Origin of the sequence: Aquimarina sp. MMG016, from assembly GCF_018100805.1 — a bacterium.
Lineage (GTDB): Bacteria > Bacteroidota > Bacteroidia > Flavobacteriales > Flavobacteriaceae > Aquimarina.
Map to the genome: position 1 here is coordinate 184,909 of NZ_JAGJEA010000004.1, position 16,866 is coordinate 201,774.

Annotated in this window: 14 protein-coding genes; 5 read left to right on the plus strand and 9 right to left on the minus strand. The window is 33.5% G+C overall.

Going from position 1 to position 16,866, the window contains the following annotated elements:
• Positions 1–275 precede the first annotated feature (275 nt).
• Together J8M14_RS09930 and J8M14_RS09935 are read right to left on the minus strand one after the other, a co-directional pair.
• Positions 276–1,691: a hypothetical protein gene (locus J8M14_RS09930; RefSeq protein WP_211074459.1), complete on the minus strand. Its 1,416-nt coding sequence runs from the start codon at positions 1,689–1,691 to the stop codon at positions 276–278.
• A gap of 203 nt (positions 1,692–1,894) precedes the next feature.
• Positions 1,895–2,347 carry an Lrp/AsnC family transcriptional regulator gene (locus J8M14_RS09935; protein WP_211074460.1) on the minus strand — a complete coding sequence of 151 codons (453 nt, stop codon included), beginning with the start codon at positions 2,345–2,347 and terminating at the stop codon, positions 1,895–1,897.
• 112 nt (positions 2,348–2,459) lie between these two features.
• Here J8M14_RS09935 and J8M14_RS09940 point away from each other — a divergent pair, with 112 nt between their 5' ends.
• Positions 2,460–2,840: a hypothetical protein gene (locus tag J8M14_RS09940; protein WP_211074461.1), complete on the plus strand. Its 381-nt coding sequence runs from the start codon at positions 2,460–2,462 to the stop codon at positions 2,838–2,840.
• A 2-nt stretch (positions 2,841–2,842) separates the two neighbouring features.
• Here the strand turns inward: J8M14_RS09940 and J8M14_RS09945 are convergent, their stop codons facing one another.
• From J8M14_RS09945 to J8M14_RS09955, 3 genes are all read right to left on the minus strand, one after another.
• Positions 2,843–4,351: an alanine/glycine:cation symporter family protein gene (locus J8M14_RS09945; RefSeq protein WP_211074462.1), complete on the minus strand. Its 1,509-nt coding sequence runs from the start codon at positions 4,349–4,351 to the stop codon at positions 2,843–2,845.
• 93 nt (positions 4,352–4,444) lie between these two features.
• A complete protein-coding gene (locus J8M14_RS23375; protein WP_211074463.1) occupies positions 4,445–5,563 on the minus strand; it encodes a sigma factor-like helix-turn-helix DNA-binding protein in 1,119 nt (372 codons plus the stop codon).
• A gap of 90 nt (positions 5,564–5,653) precedes the next feature.
• Positions 5,654–9,088, minus strand: coding sequence for a methylmalonyl-CoA mutase family protein (locus tag J8M14_RS09955; protein WP_211074464.1), 3,435 nt, complete (start codon positions 9,086–9,088; stop codon positions 5,654–5,656).
• Positions 9,089–9,382: 294 nt separating this feature from the next.
• Between J8M14_RS09955 and purU the strand changes: the two genes are divergently transcribed.
• Positions 9,383–10,237 (plus strand): formyltetrahydrofolate deformylase, encoded by an 855-nt coding sequence (gene purU, locus J8M14_RS09960; protein WP_211074465.1) that lies wholly within the window; start codon positions 9,383–9,385, stop codon positions 10,235–10,237.
• Here purU and J8M14_RS09965 read toward each other — a convergent pair.
• Entirely contained in the window at positions 10,232–11,188 is a 957-nt protein-coding gene (locus J8M14_RS09965) for an MBL fold metallo-hydrolase (protein WP_211074466.1), read from the minus strand. The genes purU and J8M14_RS09965 overlap by 6 nt on opposite strands.
• A gap of 38 nt (positions 11,189–11,226) precedes the next feature.
• Between J8M14_RS09965 and J8M14_RS09970 the strand changes: the two genes are divergently transcribed.
• Complete coding sequence (locus tag J8M14_RS09970; RefSeq protein WP_211074467.1) at positions 11,227–11,943, plus strand: DUF4197 domain-containing protein; 717 nt, start codon at positions 11,227–11,229, stop codon at positions 11,941–11,943.
• Between the two features lie 3 nt (positions 11,944–11,946).
• Here the strand turns inward: J8M14_RS09970 and J8M14_RS09975 are convergent, their stop codons facing one another.
• Complete coding sequence (locus J8M14_RS09975; protein WP_211074468.1) at positions 11,947–13,062, minus strand: AraC family transcriptional regulator; 1,116 nt, start codon at positions 13,060–13,062, stop codon at positions 11,947–11,949.
• A 145-nt stretch (positions 13,063–13,207) separates the two neighbouring features.
• On the opposite strand from J8M14_RS09975, the gene J8M14_RS09980 reads away from it, so the two are divergent.
• Both J8M14_RS09980 and J8M14_RS23380 read left to right on the plus strand, forming a co-directional pair.
• Positions 13,208–13,765, plus strand: a complete 558-nt coding sequence (locus J8M14_RS09980; protein WP_211074469.1) for an SRPBCC family protein — start codon at positions 13,208–13,210, stop codon at positions 13,763–13,765.
• Between the two features lie 12 nt (positions 13,766–13,777).
• Positions 13,778–14,644 carry a VOC family protein gene (locus tag J8M14_RS23380; protein WP_348772838.1) on the plus strand — a complete coding sequence of 289 codons (867 nt, stop codon included), beginning with the start codon at positions 13,778–13,780 and terminating at the stop codon, positions 14,642–14,644.
• 280 nt (positions 14,645–14,924) lie between these two features.
• Here the strand turns inward: J8M14_RS23380 and J8M14_RS09995 are convergent, their stop codons facing one another.
• Together J8M14_RS09995 and pyrF are read right to left on the minus strand one after the other, a co-directional pair.
• Positions 14,925–15,710, minus strand: coding sequence for a helical backbone metal receptor (locus J8M14_RS09995; RefSeq protein WP_211074471.1), 786 nt, complete (start codon positions 15,708–15,710; stop codon positions 14,925–14,927).
• A 306-nt stretch (positions 15,711–16,016) separates the two neighbouring features.
• On the minus strand, positions 16,017–16,838 hold the full coding sequence (gene pyrF / locus J8M14_RS10000) for an orotidine-5'-phosphate decarboxylase (protein ID WP_211074472.1): 822 nt from the start codon (positions 16,836–16,838) through the stop codon (positions 16,017–16,019).
• Positions 16,839–16,866 lie beyond the last annotated feature (28 nt).

Consider the following 16,866-nt stretch of genomic DNA (forward strand, 5'->3'; position numbering starts at 1 on the left):
TTTTATAGTTTTGGGGGCAAATTATGTACTCTCTTTAGCTTCCGGATTTGGGGTCTTTCAGACTAATGTCCTCACACCTAATTTGTCCCTGACGTATTCCAAACTAATATTTTAATTCCGTATCGTCACACAGCTTAAAATGTTAGTTTTTGGCGATACATCAAGTATTTTTTTAAGTTGAAGTAAAAGTAGAACAAAAAAATCATAACACCAAAAAAAATAACGATAAAAAACATAAAAAATCGATGAAATACACAAATAAAGTTGTTTTAACCTTATTTAGGGAAGAAATACCTAGCCGTACCGAGGTGTTTTTTTATCAATCCGTTATACTCCTTAGAGAGTTTTAATGCTAATGTACCCTCTATAGTGTACAGTGCATCTATATCTTTATAGCCATTCTGAAGTAATTCATTTAAATAAAATAACGCTGTATTATAATCCTGATCTTGTGCGCTTAACGAAATCACTGTTCGATATGACTCAAAATCTTTTTTATCAATTATTGTACTTAGAATATTAAGAAACATTCTTTTTTCTACATTAATTTCTTTTTTTGGCAAGGTTGTTTTAAGCTCATTAACCAAATATTTGACATACCCTTTTACTCTGTATCCCATAGCACTTGCATACCTTTCTTTACTTTTTATTAAAGTATCCATTTCTGACATCTGATATTGCCACCACCCTAGGTTATCATATGCTATAACTTCTACATCTTCTTCTATTGACCAAAGAAAAGTTTCTCTCAAAATGTTTTCCTTAGAATTAAACTTATTTCTAAGCTTCCTTTGTTTTTTATATCCGGGGATCTTTCGAATCTCTTTTTCTTTCTCCTTGAGGCTATCCGTCTGAAAAAACAAACGATAAAGATTACGTATTCTCTTTACCTCCTCATAGGCCAAAAGGTATTCCTGTGAACTTTGATAAATCTTAACTTGTCTTAAATCTTTTTGATATTGTTCTTGAACCCAAACGCTGTCTTTATGTGTTCTTCCCTTCAACATAGACTGTAGTGTAAATGTTGTTAATGCATTTTTGATCAAATTTTGATCAGGTAACTCACCTTCATAAGTAAGAAGATAAGCAGGAATTGCTTTTCGTTTTAAGTACCTTAAATTATTACGAAAATCTTTATACCTATAATTATTTATATTCACCAACCCAAAATGAGTAAAATTCTTACCCATTTGCACTCTATTATCATAATAATAGCTGTCTTCAACTGCAATAACACCAAATATTTCTTTAGGATAAATAATCGGAAGCAGGCTAACGAGCTTAGCATCATCCTTTATTGCCGTCACATACACTCTACCTCTCTGAATTGGAAAAAGTGAAAAAATGTGGTTCATAAAAACCGAAACATAATTCATTTTTTCTTTTATAGTATGTTCTTTAGAAAAATTGGTAACTGCAACCACATACCCTAATTCTTCTGCAGCTACCTTATAAATTTCAGTAAGATTGCGTGCCTTATTATTAGAATCAAAACCTAGCAATAGAGGCCAGGTTTTATTCATATCAAAAGCTTTGGGTAAATAGATTGTAAAAGTACTTTCTGTTTCAGGAACCAATAATGAGTCTACAATGATTCCTTTTTTAAGCATTAAAGTGTCCTGCCCGTAGCTAAATAAGCTCACGCAAAGAACAAACAAAATGATATACTTCTTTGAAAAAAATAATTGCACAATAATTTTTTTGTTTATATAAGATACCAAAAAATATCTACGATCACTACTAAACCAAAAAACGCCTGTAGGATCAGGCGTTTTTTATCTATCCCCTGTACTCTCTTTAGTTTCCCTATATTAACTAATGTCCTCACACAAGATCCAGATGAATCGTCATCTTAATAACATCAAATCCTATGCCAAAAACAGTAAAACTCACCCTAATTTAGGTCATTTTTATCTTTTATTGGATTGTTTTCGATCAAATTAGAGAGTATAATATGTGTTTTTACTTCTCCATAAGTAATTAACCTGTCTATAAACTCCTGAAGATGTATTTGGTCTCGCAAAACTACTTCCATTATGATGTTTTCATTACCAGTAATACGATAACAGTTCAATACTTCTCTAAATTCTGTGACTTTGATCATAAAAGGTTTTAATCGTCCCATAAATGCTTTTAAGGTGATAACTGCCTTAAGCTGATATCCAGTTTTGGTGTAAGAAACCTCAGCTTTATATCCTTCCAGAATTCCATAATCTTCCATCTTCTTAATCCTTTCTGCAACTGCGGGAGAACTCAACCCCACCATTCGCCCAATTTCTGCATTAGATAAGCGCGCATTATCCTGTAAACATTGTAATATTTCCCAATTTGTAGAATCAACTTTCATTTTAAATATAAAAACAAATTAAAACTTTAATATTAAAGCAAATTAACCAATTAACCTTAATTTCAAAAGAAAAAATACCCAAAATACTATTATTTTTGAATAGGAAATTGTTATGGAATATCAACCTCGAAATAAAAGACTTTACAAAAAGGCTGTTGAAATATTTACTTTATCAAGAGATATTTCGCAATACCTGGTTCATGACCTGGCACCATTACAAAATAACACAGAAAATCCTCACATTTATTTTACCGGTGATATTATCCGACAATCAGATTCCTTAGCTACAAAAATTATTACTGCTGAGAATCAAACCTTTCAGGATGATAGAATAAAACAAGCTAATTCCTTAATACGACTTACGAATAGGATTTATAAAAATTGCGAACGTCTGGAACAAGTAGAAAGTAATGGAAAAGATTTTCTTCCTGTTCTTCGTAAAGAGCTAAGGAAATTCAAACGGTTACAACGTAATTGGATGATGACTTTATAGTTTTAGTTACTTTTCTCAGTAATCTTAGAAATACGCTTCTTATATCTTCTTAGCTCATCCATCACTTTACTACTCAACATAAATAACCCGATCATGTTTGGTACCATCATGGCAAAGATCATAGCATCACTAAAATCGGTAACTGCATCTAATGTAGCTGCAGCTCCAATCACGGTAAAACAACAAAATATAAACTTATATAGATATTCTGAACGTTTGTCCTTTCCGAAAAGGTAACTCCAGGATTGATATCCGTAATATGACCAGGAAATCATAGAGGAGAAAGCGAAAAGTACTACGGCTAAAGTCAATAAATATGGAAACCAGGAAACGCCACTTTCTAATGCTGCCGATGTGAGTAACACTCCTTGTTCAAAATCAATTTCGGTACCGGTATCAACTTGTCCAGTTATAATTAAAGCCAAAGCAGTCATTGTACACACCAGCACAGTATCAATAAAAGGTTCCAATAAAGCTACAAGTCCTTCACTAGCTGGAAAATTGGTCTTCACGGCACTGTGAGCAATAGAGGCACTACCTATTCCCGCTTCATTGCTAAAAGCGCCACGTCTGAATCCCTGGATAAGTACGCCCACAAAACCTCCCAGGACTCCTTCTGGATCGAATGCTCCGTCCCAAATCGCTCCAAAGGCTTCAGGAATTGCAGAAATATTGATTCCTAAAATGATGAAAACAGCAAGTATATACATCAATACCATTACTGGAACGATTTTATCGGTAACACTTGCGATTTTTTTGATTCCACCGATAATAACAACTCCCACTAATATAGCTATGATAACTCCAAAAACCCAGCCTTGACCATGCATCACAGAAGTTTTAGGAATAATGACATGCTCAAATAATTTATACGCCTGATTAATCTGAAACATGTTCCCTCCTCCAAAAGAACCACCAATACACATTACGGCAAATAGTGCAGCCAACACTTTGCCTAATTTGGTATACCCTTTCTCACCTAATCCTTTACTTAAATAATACATAGGCCCGCCAAACACTTTTCCTTCATCATCTACTTCGCGATATTTAACCCCTAATGTGCATTCTACAAATTTTGAAGACATCCCTAATACACCTATAAGTATCATCCAGAACGTTGCTCCAGCTCCTCCAATTGACAGTGCAATGGCTACTCCTGCAATATTACCCAATCCGACGGTAGCAGAAACAGCAGTAGTTAATGCTTGAAAATGACTTACTTCTCCTTTAACCGTAGTACTTTTCTCCTGACTGCCATTTTCTAAAGCATCATATTTACCTCGAACTACCTGTATTGCTGTAAAAAAACTTCTGATATTAACAAACCTGAAATACAGGGTGAAGTATAGTGCACCTCCAAACAAAACAATTAAAACCCAAGGGATACCAACAGATTCAGTAATGGGGATTTCGGCTAGAATAGCATCCACAAACCAACTCGTTGCATCACCAAAAGCTTGATTTATGCGTTCATCAAAATTTTGTTCTGAAATAATAAGAGTAAATAACATCTTTAGATTTTTTGAGCAAATTGCCCTAAAAATCGGTATCGTAAAAGGTTAACCAGTATTCAAATTTTAAATTGAGAATGGTTAACCATAGGGTTACGTATTGTCTTTTAGAGAGACATACTTTAGAAAATTATTAGCTTTCGCAAAAGCGATCAATTGTTCCTTGCCTCCAGCTCCGCTGATGTTTAGCATCTTTTTGATCTGATGAATATGAGTTTGAAACCCATCGGTGCTGATATGCATTTCCTGGGCGATTTCTGTATATGATTTATGATCTCCATAGTGAGCCAGATACCCCAAAACCTCTTTTTGACGTTCTGAAAGCTCAATCTTAGAGGTTTCCTGAAGTGTCTCCAGTCTATTTTTTAATGTTCTGATGGTATCCAGATGACTTTCATTTGCTAATATTAGTTGTTCATTTTCTTTTTTGAGCTTTGATTTCTGGATTTCTAATTTCTGAGCTAAACTCTGTTGTTGCTCCTTTTCTGAAAGAAATTTCCAACTATATAACAAAATAGAAAACAACAGAATAAATAGAAACTTAAAGGATATTGCGGTTATGCTTCCTAATGTACTCCAAAATTCCTGATCAATAAACTGCAATGCTCTATCCTGAGGTATCATTCTATGGGAAACTGCTATGACAATAAGAACAAACAATACAAATGTGGGTAAGTACATAAATTTCATGTTTCGACCTACAAAAGCTTTATTTAACTCAAATAACAAAGAAACAGCTACCAAAATAGAAATAGGGATATCGATCAACCAAATAAAATTATTACTAATTTCCTCATTGCCATAAGACGATGCGATAAATACAAATGCAATCATTCCTAAAACACCGCAATAAAGACTTACAAACTCCCGAATGCTAAATCGTTCTACTAACCTAACAACAATCCCTGGTTTCTTTTGATGTTCTATAGAAGGAAGCGACAAAATTATAAACAGAGAATTTGCCAATGATACTAAAACTCCAAAGTAAATGAGGGTTTTATTGGTCGCCGCCCATTTTAACCCAACTACCAAAACTAAATTAACGATAGCTCCCAATCCCCATACGAATATGGCGAGACCAAACCATTTAATTCCTTCTATAGCTTTTTGATCAGCTCCTCGAAGTTTTTCTTTACTAAAAATACGCTGGATCACCACTGCCGAAATAAGGCAAACTATCGTAGTTACAGTATATTCTATAGTAAGAGACACGGATTACATTTATTGCTAAAGATAAAGAAACTCCTAGAAATGAAAAATCCCGTATTTCAACGGGATTTTATTCTATAATCTCTTTTTGAATTACATGTTACGCCTATACTGTCCACCAACTTCAAATAAAGAAGAAGTAATCTGACCCAAAGAACATTTTTTACAGACTTCCATTAATGCCTCAAAAACGTTTTGGTTATTTACTGCTTTATGTTGTAAATCTTTTAGTAATTCTTCGGTTTCATCCGTATTGCCTTTATGCAATTCATTAAGCATAGTGATTTGATATTGCTTCTCCTCTTCAGTAGCTCTGATCACTTCTCCCGGAGTTACCGTAGGCGAACCTTTAGAACTTAAGAATGTATTCACTCCAATGATTGGGAATTCTCCTGTATGCTTTAGCGTTTCATAATACAAACTTTCTTCCTGTATCTTACTACGTTGATACATCGTTTCCATAGCTCCTAATACGCCTCCTCTTTCTGTAATTCTATCAAATTCTGTTAATACAGCTTCCTCGACCAAATCTGTTAATTCTTCGATAATAAATGATCCCTGGATTGGATTTTCATTTTTAGCCAGTCCTAATTCTTTATTAATAATCAACTGTATCGCCATTGCTCTGCGCACAGATTCTTCTGTCGGTGTTGTAATCGCTTCATCATAGGCGTTGGTATGTAGTGAATTACAATTATCATAAATCGCATACAATGCTTGTAAAGTTGTACGAATATCATTAAAATCAATCTCCTGAGCATGTAATGAGCGACCAGAAGTTTGAATATGATATTTTAGCATTTGAGCTCTTGGATTGGCTCCATATTTATTTTTCAAAGCTTTCGCCCAAATTTTACGAGCTACACGACCAATCACTGCATATTCAGGGTCGATACCGTTAGAAAAAAAGAAAGATAAATTTGGTCCAAATTTATTAATATCCATTCCACGGCTTAGATAATATTCCACGTAAGTGAAACCATTAGCCAATGTTAATGCTAACTGTGTAATTGGATTAGCTCCGGCTTCTGCAATATGATATCCTGAAATTGATACCGAATAAAAATTACGAACTTGTTTTTCGATGAAATACTCCTGTACATCACCCATCAAACGCAAAGCAAATTCAGTAGAGAAAATACAGGTATTCTGAGCTTGATCTTCTTTAAGAATATCTGCCTGTACAGTTCCTCGAACGGTATTTAAAGTAGTTGCTTTGATTTCATTATACACTTCTTCCGGCAACACCTGATCTCCGGTAACTCCCAGTAGCACTAATCCTAAACCATCATTACCTTCCGGTAAATCACCTTGGTATTTCGGGCGTTCTACGCCTTTATCTTTATATATTTTCTTGATTTTGGCTTCTATCTCAGCTTCTAAACCATTCTCTTTAATGTATTTTTCGCAGTTCTGATCGATAGCTGCATTCATAAAGAACCCTAACAACATTGGCGCAGGACCATTGATGGTCATACTCACAGACGTCATTGCATGAGTTAAGTCAAAACCGGAATACAATTTCTTAGCATCATCCAGACAACAAATGGATACTCCTGCATTACCAATTTTACCATAAATATCAGGTCTATGATCTGGATCGTTACCATACAAAGTTACCGAATCAAAAGCAGTAGATAATCTCTTTGCTGGCATCCCTAAACTCACATAATGAAAACGTCTGTTTGTTCTTTCCGGACCACCTTCTCCTGCAAACATACGTGTTGGGTCTTCTCCTGTACGTTTAAACGGATATAATCCCGAAGCAAAAGGAAACTCTCCTGGAACATTTTCTTGTAACGACCATTTTAGGATATCTCCCCAGGCTTGATACTTTGGTAATGCTACCTTTGGGATCTGAGTATGTGATAAGGACTCAGTGTGTGTTTCAATTTTAATTTCTTTATCTCTAACTTTAAAAGAATAGATAGGATCTTTATATTTCTTAACCTTTTTTGCCCAACCCGTTATAATTTCCCAATTATATGGATCCAGGTTTAGTTTTACTCTATCAAATTCAGCTAATAATAGTTTTAGAAAATCAGCATTATCATCATTCTTTGCTTTTCGTAAGCTTTCTTCATCAATCCCGTTTTTAGAAAGACTTATAAAATCGATATCAGCAACACTACAAATTGTTTTATAAATCCCATATAACTTCTGAGCAACTTCTACTTGAGTATTTGCTGTTTTATCATAAGCTCGGTTATTCTCCGAGATCTCAGATAAATATCGGGTTCTGCTTGGTGGAATTACAAATATCTTTTCAGACATTTCTTTAGAAATATGGAAATCTGATTTCAGATCTGCTTCCGTCTTCTCCACCACCTTATCCATAATGGCTTTATACAGCGTATTCATCCCTGGATCATTAAATTGAGAAGCAATCGTACCATACACTGGCAACTCTTCCTGTGGAGTATCCCATAGGTTATGATTACGCATATACTGCTTTTTCACATCACGCAAAGCATCCAGCGAACCTCTTTTATCAAACTTATTAATGGCAACTAGATCTGCAAAATCAAGCATATCAATCTTTTCTAGTTGCGTTGCTGCACCAAATTCCGGTGTCATCACATACAAAGACGTATCGCTATGTTCTAGAATCTCGGTATCCGATTGTCCGATACCCGAAGTTTCCAAAATAATCATATCAAATTCTGCAGCCTTTAGAACCTCAATAGCCTCGGCCACATATTTTGATAAAGCCAGATTAGATTGACGAGTCGCCAAAGAACGCATATATACTCTTGGAGAGTTGATAGCATTCATACGAATACGATCTCCAAGTAAAGCTCCCCCTGTTTTACGCTTAGAAGGGTCAACGGATATAATTCCTAGCGTTTTCTCAGGAAAATCAATTAAAAATCGACGAACCAATTCATCAACCAAAGAAGATTTACCTGCTCCTCCTGTACCTGTGATACCAAGAACCGGTGTTTTAGAAGTTTTATTTTTATTATGGATTTCTTCTAAAGTAACCTTAGCAACCTCTGGAAAATTCTCAGCAGCAGAAATTACACGTGCAATAGAGCCTATTTCTTTTTCAGCTAAATGATCAGATTCTCCATTAAGGTTATTCCCGATTGGGAAATCTGCCTGCTTTACCAAATCATTGATCATTCCTTGTAAACCTAACTCTCTTCCATCATCAGGAGAATAAATACGAGTAATTCCATAATCCATGAGATCTTTGATCTCTTCCGGAAGGATTACTCCGCCACCACCGCCAAAAATCTTAATATGACTTGCACCTTTCTCTTTCAATAAATCATACATGTATTTAAAATACTCATTATGACCACCTTGGTACGAAGTCATGGCAATGGCGTTAGCATCTTCCTGAATCGCACAATTCACCACCTCTTCTACACTTCGATCATGTCCTAGATGAATTACTTCTACTCCGGTAGACTGAATAATACGACGCATAATATTGATTGCTGCATCGTGACCATCAAATAATGATGCTGCAGTTACAATTCTAACTTTATTTTTTGGGGTGTATGGTGCAATTTGTTCCATTGACAATAAAAAGTGATTTTAATGCTGCTAATTTACGAAATATGCAGCAAAAACGATTGTTTTTTTAGAATTATATAATTTACTCAACCCAATCAAGGGTTTTATTATTTATTGTTCAAATTTAGTGTTAATTCTAATTAGTTTTTTAAAAATAATGTATAGATATGGGCATTACTTTTGGAATCAAATAAAAACTAGACTAAATCATAAACCTTCAGTCTAAATAATTGGAAAAATAATTTCAATAATAGTAAGTTTATCATTTGGAATACGAAAACTTAATCAAACCACCACGTGAAAAAGACTACTTTATTAATCAACTGCCCTGACAAAAAAGGAATTATTGCTACAGTAACCAACTTCATTTTAGCCAAAAAAGGTAATACTGTTTATATAGAACAACATGTGGATCGTGAGCTAGGCGAATTTTTTATGCGTCTAGAATGCGAATTTGATCAGGATGAAGAAAAACTAGCTTTATTCAAAGAGACTTTTAATACTCGAGTAGCAGAAAACTACAATATGCATTGGGAAATGTATAATACAGAAAAGAAACCTAAAATGGCACTTTTCGTATCTAAATATGATCACTGTTTATATGATATTTTAGGAAGATATGCTTCAGGTGAATTAAAAGTAAAAATCCCAATTATCATAAGTAATCATGCAGATCTTAAGCCGATTGCCGATGCTTTTAATGTTCCTTTTAAACATATTCCTGTTTCTAAAGAGAATAAAAAACAGGCAGAAGTTGAACAAATTGCATTATTAAAAGAACATAAAGTAGATTTTATAGTTTTAGCTAGGTATATGCAAATTTTATCCGCTGATTTTGTAGATCAGTTTCCGCATAAAATCATTAATATTCATCATTCGTTTTTACCTGCATTTCCAGGAGCCAAACCTTACCATTCTGCTTATGAAAGGGGAGTAAAAATCATTGGAGCAACTAGTCATTATGTAACTTCAGATCTTGATGAAGGGCCAATTATAGAGCAGGAAATCGTTCGCGTATCTCATATTCATAATGTTCAGGATTTTATTCTAAAAGGTCGTGACCTGGAAAAAATAGTATTATCAAGAGCTATAAAACATCATCTCGAAAGAAAAGTATTGGTTTATAATAACAAAACGGTGATTTTTTCATAACGGAAATACATCTCCGGTATTTGCAAAACGAAAACCTTGTTTTTGAAGCTTTAACCTTTCTGGATAATCTTTCTGAATTGCAGGATTAGAATGATTAAAATGAATAAATATAATTTTTGACTTTACTTTTTTAGTTTCATTTTTAAACAACGCTACGGTTTCACTGATAAAAGGATGCGGAACTTCTGACATCGGTCTTGGAATTTCGCCATCCTCAAAAAAAGTAGCATCAATAAATGCATAATCCACTTTCTTAACTTCATCTACAATATTCTTTTCCCATAGAGACCATTTATTTATATCCGGAATAAATAATGCAGAAGCCTTACTTCCTTCAAGTTTATAACCAACGGTTTCGGAATATTCGTCTCGATGTGGGACTATAAATGGAGTAACCTTTATAGCTTTAGTTAAAGTAATTGTAGCATCAGCTTTAAGAAGGTTAATTTCGACATTATGTAAAGAAATCAATTGATTCCAAGGCCCATTATTTTCTAAAAACGATTTCATTCTTGGCATTGCATATACAGGAATATTTTTAGCACCCATTGCCTCTCTGCCAAAATGCATCAAGCCCGTATAGTGCCCAATATGTGCATGTGTTAAGAATACTCCATCGATAATTGTATTATTTTTTAGGTGTTGGTTTTCTAAATTTGCTAATTGTTCCGGCATATCAGGTGTAGCTTCAAACAAATACTTCTTGTTTTCGCTATGATCAATAAGACCTAGAGATACTACCAGTTCTTTTTTTCGAACACCTTTATGAACCGCCAAAAACTCCTGAGGATTATTTATATGTGGAAACCCACCATCCTGGGCTATACCTAATATAGTTATATACTGTCCTACTTTATTTTGTGGAGCAGATTGGTTTTTAATCGATTCTTTTTCATTTTTACAAGAAATAATCAAAAGAGATAATAGTAAAAAAACTAAATTTGAATTCATATATTATAAGATATAACACTCAAATCTAGCAAGAAATTATGAAAAAAATTATCATCATACTTACCATCATAGCCATATCAGGTTGTGCTGAACTTCAACAAGTAGTAGAAAGTCTTCCTCAACAAACCGGTAGTACAATCGGAATAAGCAATACAGATATTGCCAATGGTTTGAGGCAGGCATTAGATAAAGGGATTGATAAGCAGGTTACTAAACTTACTCAAAAAGACGGTTTTTACAGAAACGAATTGGTAAAAATCATACTTCCCGAAGAATTACGTAAAGTAGATAAGGCATTAAGAGATGTTGGATTAGACAACTTAGCTGACGAAGGTCTTAAAGTAATGAATAGAGCTGCAGAAGATGCTGTAAAAGAAGCTACACCGATATTTGTTAATGCAGTAAAACAAATCACCTTTGCAGATGCTAAGCAAATCTTATTAGGTAATAATGATGCCGCTACACAATATTTACAAGGAAAAACCAATAATGCTCTTTATCAAAAATTTAATCCGGTAATCAAGAAATCTTTCTCAAAAGTAGGAGCAGATCAAATCTGGGCTAATATTATTAATAAATACAACGCTATACCTTTTACCAGCAATGTTAATCCTGATCTTACAGATTATGTCACAGGAGAAGCGCTTAAAGGCGTATACAAGATGATTGCGGTCGAAGAAGGCGAAATCAGAACCAAATTAAGCTCCAGAACTACTGACTTATTGAGAAGAGTATTTGCACTTCAAGACAGATAATAGCTATTGAGGAGAATTTGATACTTCTTTAATATATGCTGTAGGGGTTTTTAAAGTTGCTTTTTTAAAGGCTCTATAAAAACTAGTCTTACTACTAAAGCCACATTCTTGTCCAATAGCTTGTACCGATAATTTCTCCAATGCTCCGGAACAGAGCATTTCTTTTGCTTTTTCTATACGATGATAATTGATCATTTCATAGAAATTGGTGTTCATTTCTTCATTCAAAACCTGTGATATATGGTGCGAAGGAATATTAATAGCACTTGCAACATCAGCTATTTTTAGGTTAGCATTCAGAAATGGCCGGTCGGTTTCAATATAAGTCTTAATTTCTTTTTGAATAGTTTTAGATTGAATCTTAGATAAGGGAGAGGTTTTATATTTCTTTCCCTCTAAAACCGGTAATACTTGTTTTATATCTACAATCCAATATCCTAAAAGTAATATTGTTACCGACATTAAACTCGAAAGTATAATCTCTGAAGTTATTGCTGAAGCCCCTGTTAGCAAAAACCCTGTTTGTAATACGATTTCAAAAGCTGAAAGTATGATTAGAAGTAAACTGAATCGCTTCAGCAGTATACCATTTTTCCTATCTTTTTTATACAACAAAAACAAAGACACTAAAGAATACCCCAGCAGTAATAACAAATGTAAACTGGACATAAACCAATTAGAAAATGATACTCCACTTTCTGGTAGAATATCATAGTAATATTTGATTATACTGAGTTTTTCTTCAGTCGTATCAAAATATCTGGGCAAATAATAGATAAACATGACTGTAAAGGGCAGGAAATGCAAATAATCGATTTTTGAAAGCTTAAAAGAAGGAACCCCATAACTCTTTATAAACAGATAAAAAGTAGTTCCCACTAAAAACAATAACGGATATCCGACTCCAAAAAGATGTGGCCATTGTTTAATAAGCTGAGTAGTAAACAATAAATAAGTAACCAAGTGCTGAACCAAACCAAAAAGTGATACTGCCAAAAAATACCTGGAATACTTTAGTGATATACTCTTAAGAATTACCATAATAATAAAACATCCTAAAAGAATTACTCCACCGAGTAAAAAAGTAATGACAAATGCAAAAGGTTCAATACTGTTCATAGCATAAAAATAGTACTCCTTAATTACATGGAAAAGTACTTAATTACACAATCCGTATGAAAAGAGTTTCAATTAATTGACAGCACCTTATTTCATTGGATTTCGAGGGATTTACGGGGTACTTTTACTTCAAAAATAAATAATTATGGTACGTAAGATTTTAAAAGGAATTGCTCTTTTCTTGGTGCTGGATATTGTAATCATATTGATATATGGTTTTGTACAATACCCTAAAGCTAAAGGAGAGCAGCATTTTATTGCAGAACGAATTGTTAACGCTCCAAAGGACAAAGTTTGGAAAACGATCTCGGATGTTGGTAATTATCATAAGGTAACCGCTCCAAACATCGATCACGTGGAGATAGTAGAAGGAGAAGGTTTAGGAATGAAAAGAGTTTGTAGTGCTCCAGACGGTTCTAGCTGGGAAGAAACCTGTACATTCTGGAAACCCGGAGAAGCTTACAAATTCGAGGTGAATACCCAAAGAGAAGATTATCCTTTTCCACTAAAATCTTTATCCGGGATCTGGAAGGTAGATTCTATAGCTCCTAACAAAACTAAATTATCTATGGATTTTGCTTATGAATTCAATAACCCTTTTCTGAGTGGTTATTTTTTATCTATGGGAAGTAAACAAGCAGAAGAAGACACCGAATTCTTATTAGACAACTGGCAGCGACTAGCCGAAAATAATAATAACTAATATATATTAAATATGAAAACAAGTATTATAAGCATTCTTTTCTTATTCAATACAACTATTGTTTTAAGTCAACAAAAAGTACCAGACTGGTTTCAAAAAAACATGGAACAATCTATTGGAATCTGGATAACTAACAATACAAATTATAAAAGCAAGAATGAACCCTTTGATCAATATGGTATGGATTGGGAATGGGGAATTGGCAAACAAAGCATCAAAGGAACACTTTATGGATTAATCAATGGAAAAAAGCAAGGAGTTTTTTGGGAATTTCGTCAATATTGGGATTTTGAAAACAACCACGGTATTGTAGTACAATATGGATCTGATGGGACTATTGGCATCGGACCTATGACACAGAAAAATGATATAGAGACTAAATTGATCCAAGAATTTATTCCTCCAACAGGAGAAAAAAATACTCACGGACATCTCTCAACTCTTAATGACTCTGAACTTACTACAACTTCTTATGATATTGATACCAATGGAAACTGGAAAAAAAGAAGATCATATACTTGGCATCTAGTCGCATCTGACGAACAGAAACTCGGTACATTTTCTATATCATTGGCAGTAAAAAACATTAAAGCTTCTAAAGATTTCTATGAAAGCATAGGTTTTAAGATAGTTGATGGAAATTTAGATCAAAATTGGGTTATTTTGAAGAATGGAACTTCTAAAATTGGATTATTCCAAGGTATGTTTACCAAAAATACAATGACTTTTAACCCTAAAAGTGTTCGGGAAATTCACAAAAAAGCAACTGAGTATAAGATTCCGGTTTTGTCAGTTAATGGTATGGATGAAAAGGAAGGGATTGCTTCATTTATGATTACAGACCCCGATGGAAATCCAATATTATTTGATCAACATTAAAAAAGGGAGCCAATCGGCTCCTTTTAATACTTTAGTACAACCTTAACTCCTAATTAAGAAACGTCTAATCCGTTTCTCTGTAATTTTGTATTTATATCGTAAAGGGATTATAATGTTAGGTTGGTTAAAACATAAAACACAGCTTCAAAAATTAGAAGACAAGTATTGTAAGTTGATGAAAAACTCTTATCAAGTGGCCCTAAAGGATAAAGATAAAAGTGATGCTATTCATAAAAAAGCTAATCAAATTCTTCATCAAATAAAAAAACTTCAGAATTAGTCAATGTAGTGACCTAAAATAACCAAAAGCATCTGCTAGTCTAGATCCATACCAGGAAAAATATTCTCCGTCTACAAGTTTCACCTCTACGCTATTAGGAAGTAGCTTTTTGATTTCGATAATATGTTTTTCTGAAAAAGGAAATGGTTCTGAGGACAACAAAACCATATCCACATTATCCATGTGTAAAATTTCTTCTTCAGATATTTCAGGATAACGACTTCTATTTTTAAAAACATTCTCAAAACCGTTGATCTCTATCAAATGATTTATAAATGTACTTCCTGCAACCACCATCCATGGTTTTCTCCACATAAAATAAGCTACACGTTTTTTAGGTATAGTATCAACAACACTTTGAAAAGAAGTTAGTTTTGATTTTATTTCAACAATTAAAGTCTTAGCAGTATTTCGAACATTAAAGATTTCTCCATATTGTCCAATCATTTCTATGGCATCTTCAATGGTAAAAATATCTGAAACATGAACAGGATACTTTGCACCTAATCTTTCTACTATTTCCTTAGTATTTTCTTCTTTATTACATAAAATGATATCTGGATTAAGTTTATCAATTTTATGGTAATGCACATCTTTAGTTCCCCCAACAATTGTTTTATGTTTTCTTAACTCGCTTGGATGTACACAGAACTTTGTAATTCCTACAATTTTATCAATTAGACCTAAATGTACAAGTAGTTCTGTTTGAGACGGAACTAATGAAACAATACGTTTTGGAACGCTATTTAATTCAAAATTTTCTCCTAATTGGTCTGTTATCCACATATTCAGAGTATAATCTATTATTTACAAGTAAAATACAAGGCTTAACAAAATCATAAATCCTTAAAAATTAAGTATTTATAATAGGATTTTCTGTTAAAAAAACCTATATTACAGATATATAATTTAAAAATTTAGGGCTATGAATTCAATTTTACTAAACGTTATTGTTTATGGTTTAATCGCATTTTTTGTAAGTTGTATTGCATATGGTTTATATGGATATGCAAGACAAGTTTTTAACGCAAATAGAAGATAATTCTATTCTTTGTAGGAAAAATGAGCATTTCTAAATGAAATGCTCATTTTTTATTTCTTTTCTTCCAAGATCTTCTTCATATCAATCTGAAGTTCTAACGCTTTTTTAGCTGCTGCTTTATCATAATTTTCATCATTAGATGCATAAATAATTCCTCTGGACGAGTTGATCAATAATCCCACCTGATTGTTTAGTCCATACTTACATACTTCTTGTAAGTTTCCACCTTGTGCTCCAACACCCGGAACCAATAAAAAACTATCCGGAATAATCTTTCTGATATCAGCCAAATATTCTGCTTTTGTGGCTCCAACAACATACATTAGATTTTCAGCATTTTTATAAGATTTTGACACTTCAAGCACTTGTTTATACAATTCTTTTCCTTCTACATCCTTAGTCTGAAAATCAAAAGCTCCCTGATTAGAAGTCAATGCCAAAAGTATTGTATGTTTATTTTCAAAAGCCAAAAAAGGCTCTACCGAGTCCTTACCCATATATGGGGCAATCGTAACAGAATCAAATTCCAGATCTTCAAAAAAAGCTTTAGCATACATCGTACTGGTATTGCCAATATCTCCACGTTTAGCATCAGCAATGGTAAATACTTCAGGATAATTGGTATTTAGATAGTTGATAGTTTTTTCTAAAGACTTCCAGCCTTTCAATCCATAGGCCTCATAAAACGCAGTATTCGGTTTATACGCAACTGCCAGATGATGAGTAGCATCAATTATTGCTCTATTAAATTCAAAAATAGGGTCTTCTTCTTCTAATAAATGCTCCGGGATTTTATTAAGATCTACATCTAATCCTATGCACAAAAAAGAATTCTTTTTATATATCTGCGCTACCAGCTCTTGAGTTGTCATACTGTTTTAATACAATTTTATTTAATAG

Bases quoted from the DNA above. Each gene is read 5' to 3' on its own strand.
- J8M14_RS09935 (WP_211074460.1), bottom strand. From the start codon at position 2,347: ATGAAAGTTGATTCTACAAATTGGGAAATATTACAATGTTTACAGGAT.
- J8M14_RS09940 (WP_211074461.1), top strand. From the start codon at position 2,460: ATGGAATATCAACCTCGAAATAAAAGACTTTACAAAAAGGCTGTTGAA.
- J8M14_RS09945 (WP_211074462.1), bottom strand. From the start codon at position 4,351: ATGTTATTTACTCTTATTATTTCAGAACAAAATTTTGATGAACGCATA.
- J8M14_RS09955 (WP_211074464.1), bottom strand. From the start codon at position 9,088: ATGGAACAAATTGCACCATACACCCCAAAAAATAAAGTTAGAATTGTA.
- J8M14_RS09965 (WP_211074466.1), bottom strand. From the start codon at position 11,188: ATGAATTCAAATTTAGTTTTTTTACTATTATCTCTTTTGATTATTTCT.
- J8M14_RS09970 (WP_211074467.1), top strand. From the start codon at position 11,227: ATGAAAAAAATTATCATCATACTTACCATCATAGCCATATCAGGTTGT.
- J8M14_RS09975 (WP_211074468.1), bottom strand. From the start codon at position 13,062: ATGAACAGTATTGAACCTTTTGCATTTGTCATTACTTTTTTACTCGGT.
- J8M14_RS09980 (WP_211074469.1), top strand. From the start codon at position 13,208: ATGGTACGTAAGATTTTAAAAGGAATTGCTCTTTTCTTGGTGCTGGAT.
- J8M14_RS23380 (WP_348772838.1), top strand. From the start codon at position 13,778: ATGAAAACAAGTATTATAAGCATTCTTTTCTTATTCAATACAACTATT.
- J8M14_RS09995 (WP_211074471.1), bottom strand. From the start codon at position 15,710: ATGTGGATAACAGACCAATTAGGAGAAAATTTTGAATTAAATAGCGTT.
- pyrF (WP_211074472.1), bottom strand. From the start codon at position 16,838: ATGACAACTCAAGAGCTGGTAGCGCAGATATATAAAAAGAATTCTTTT.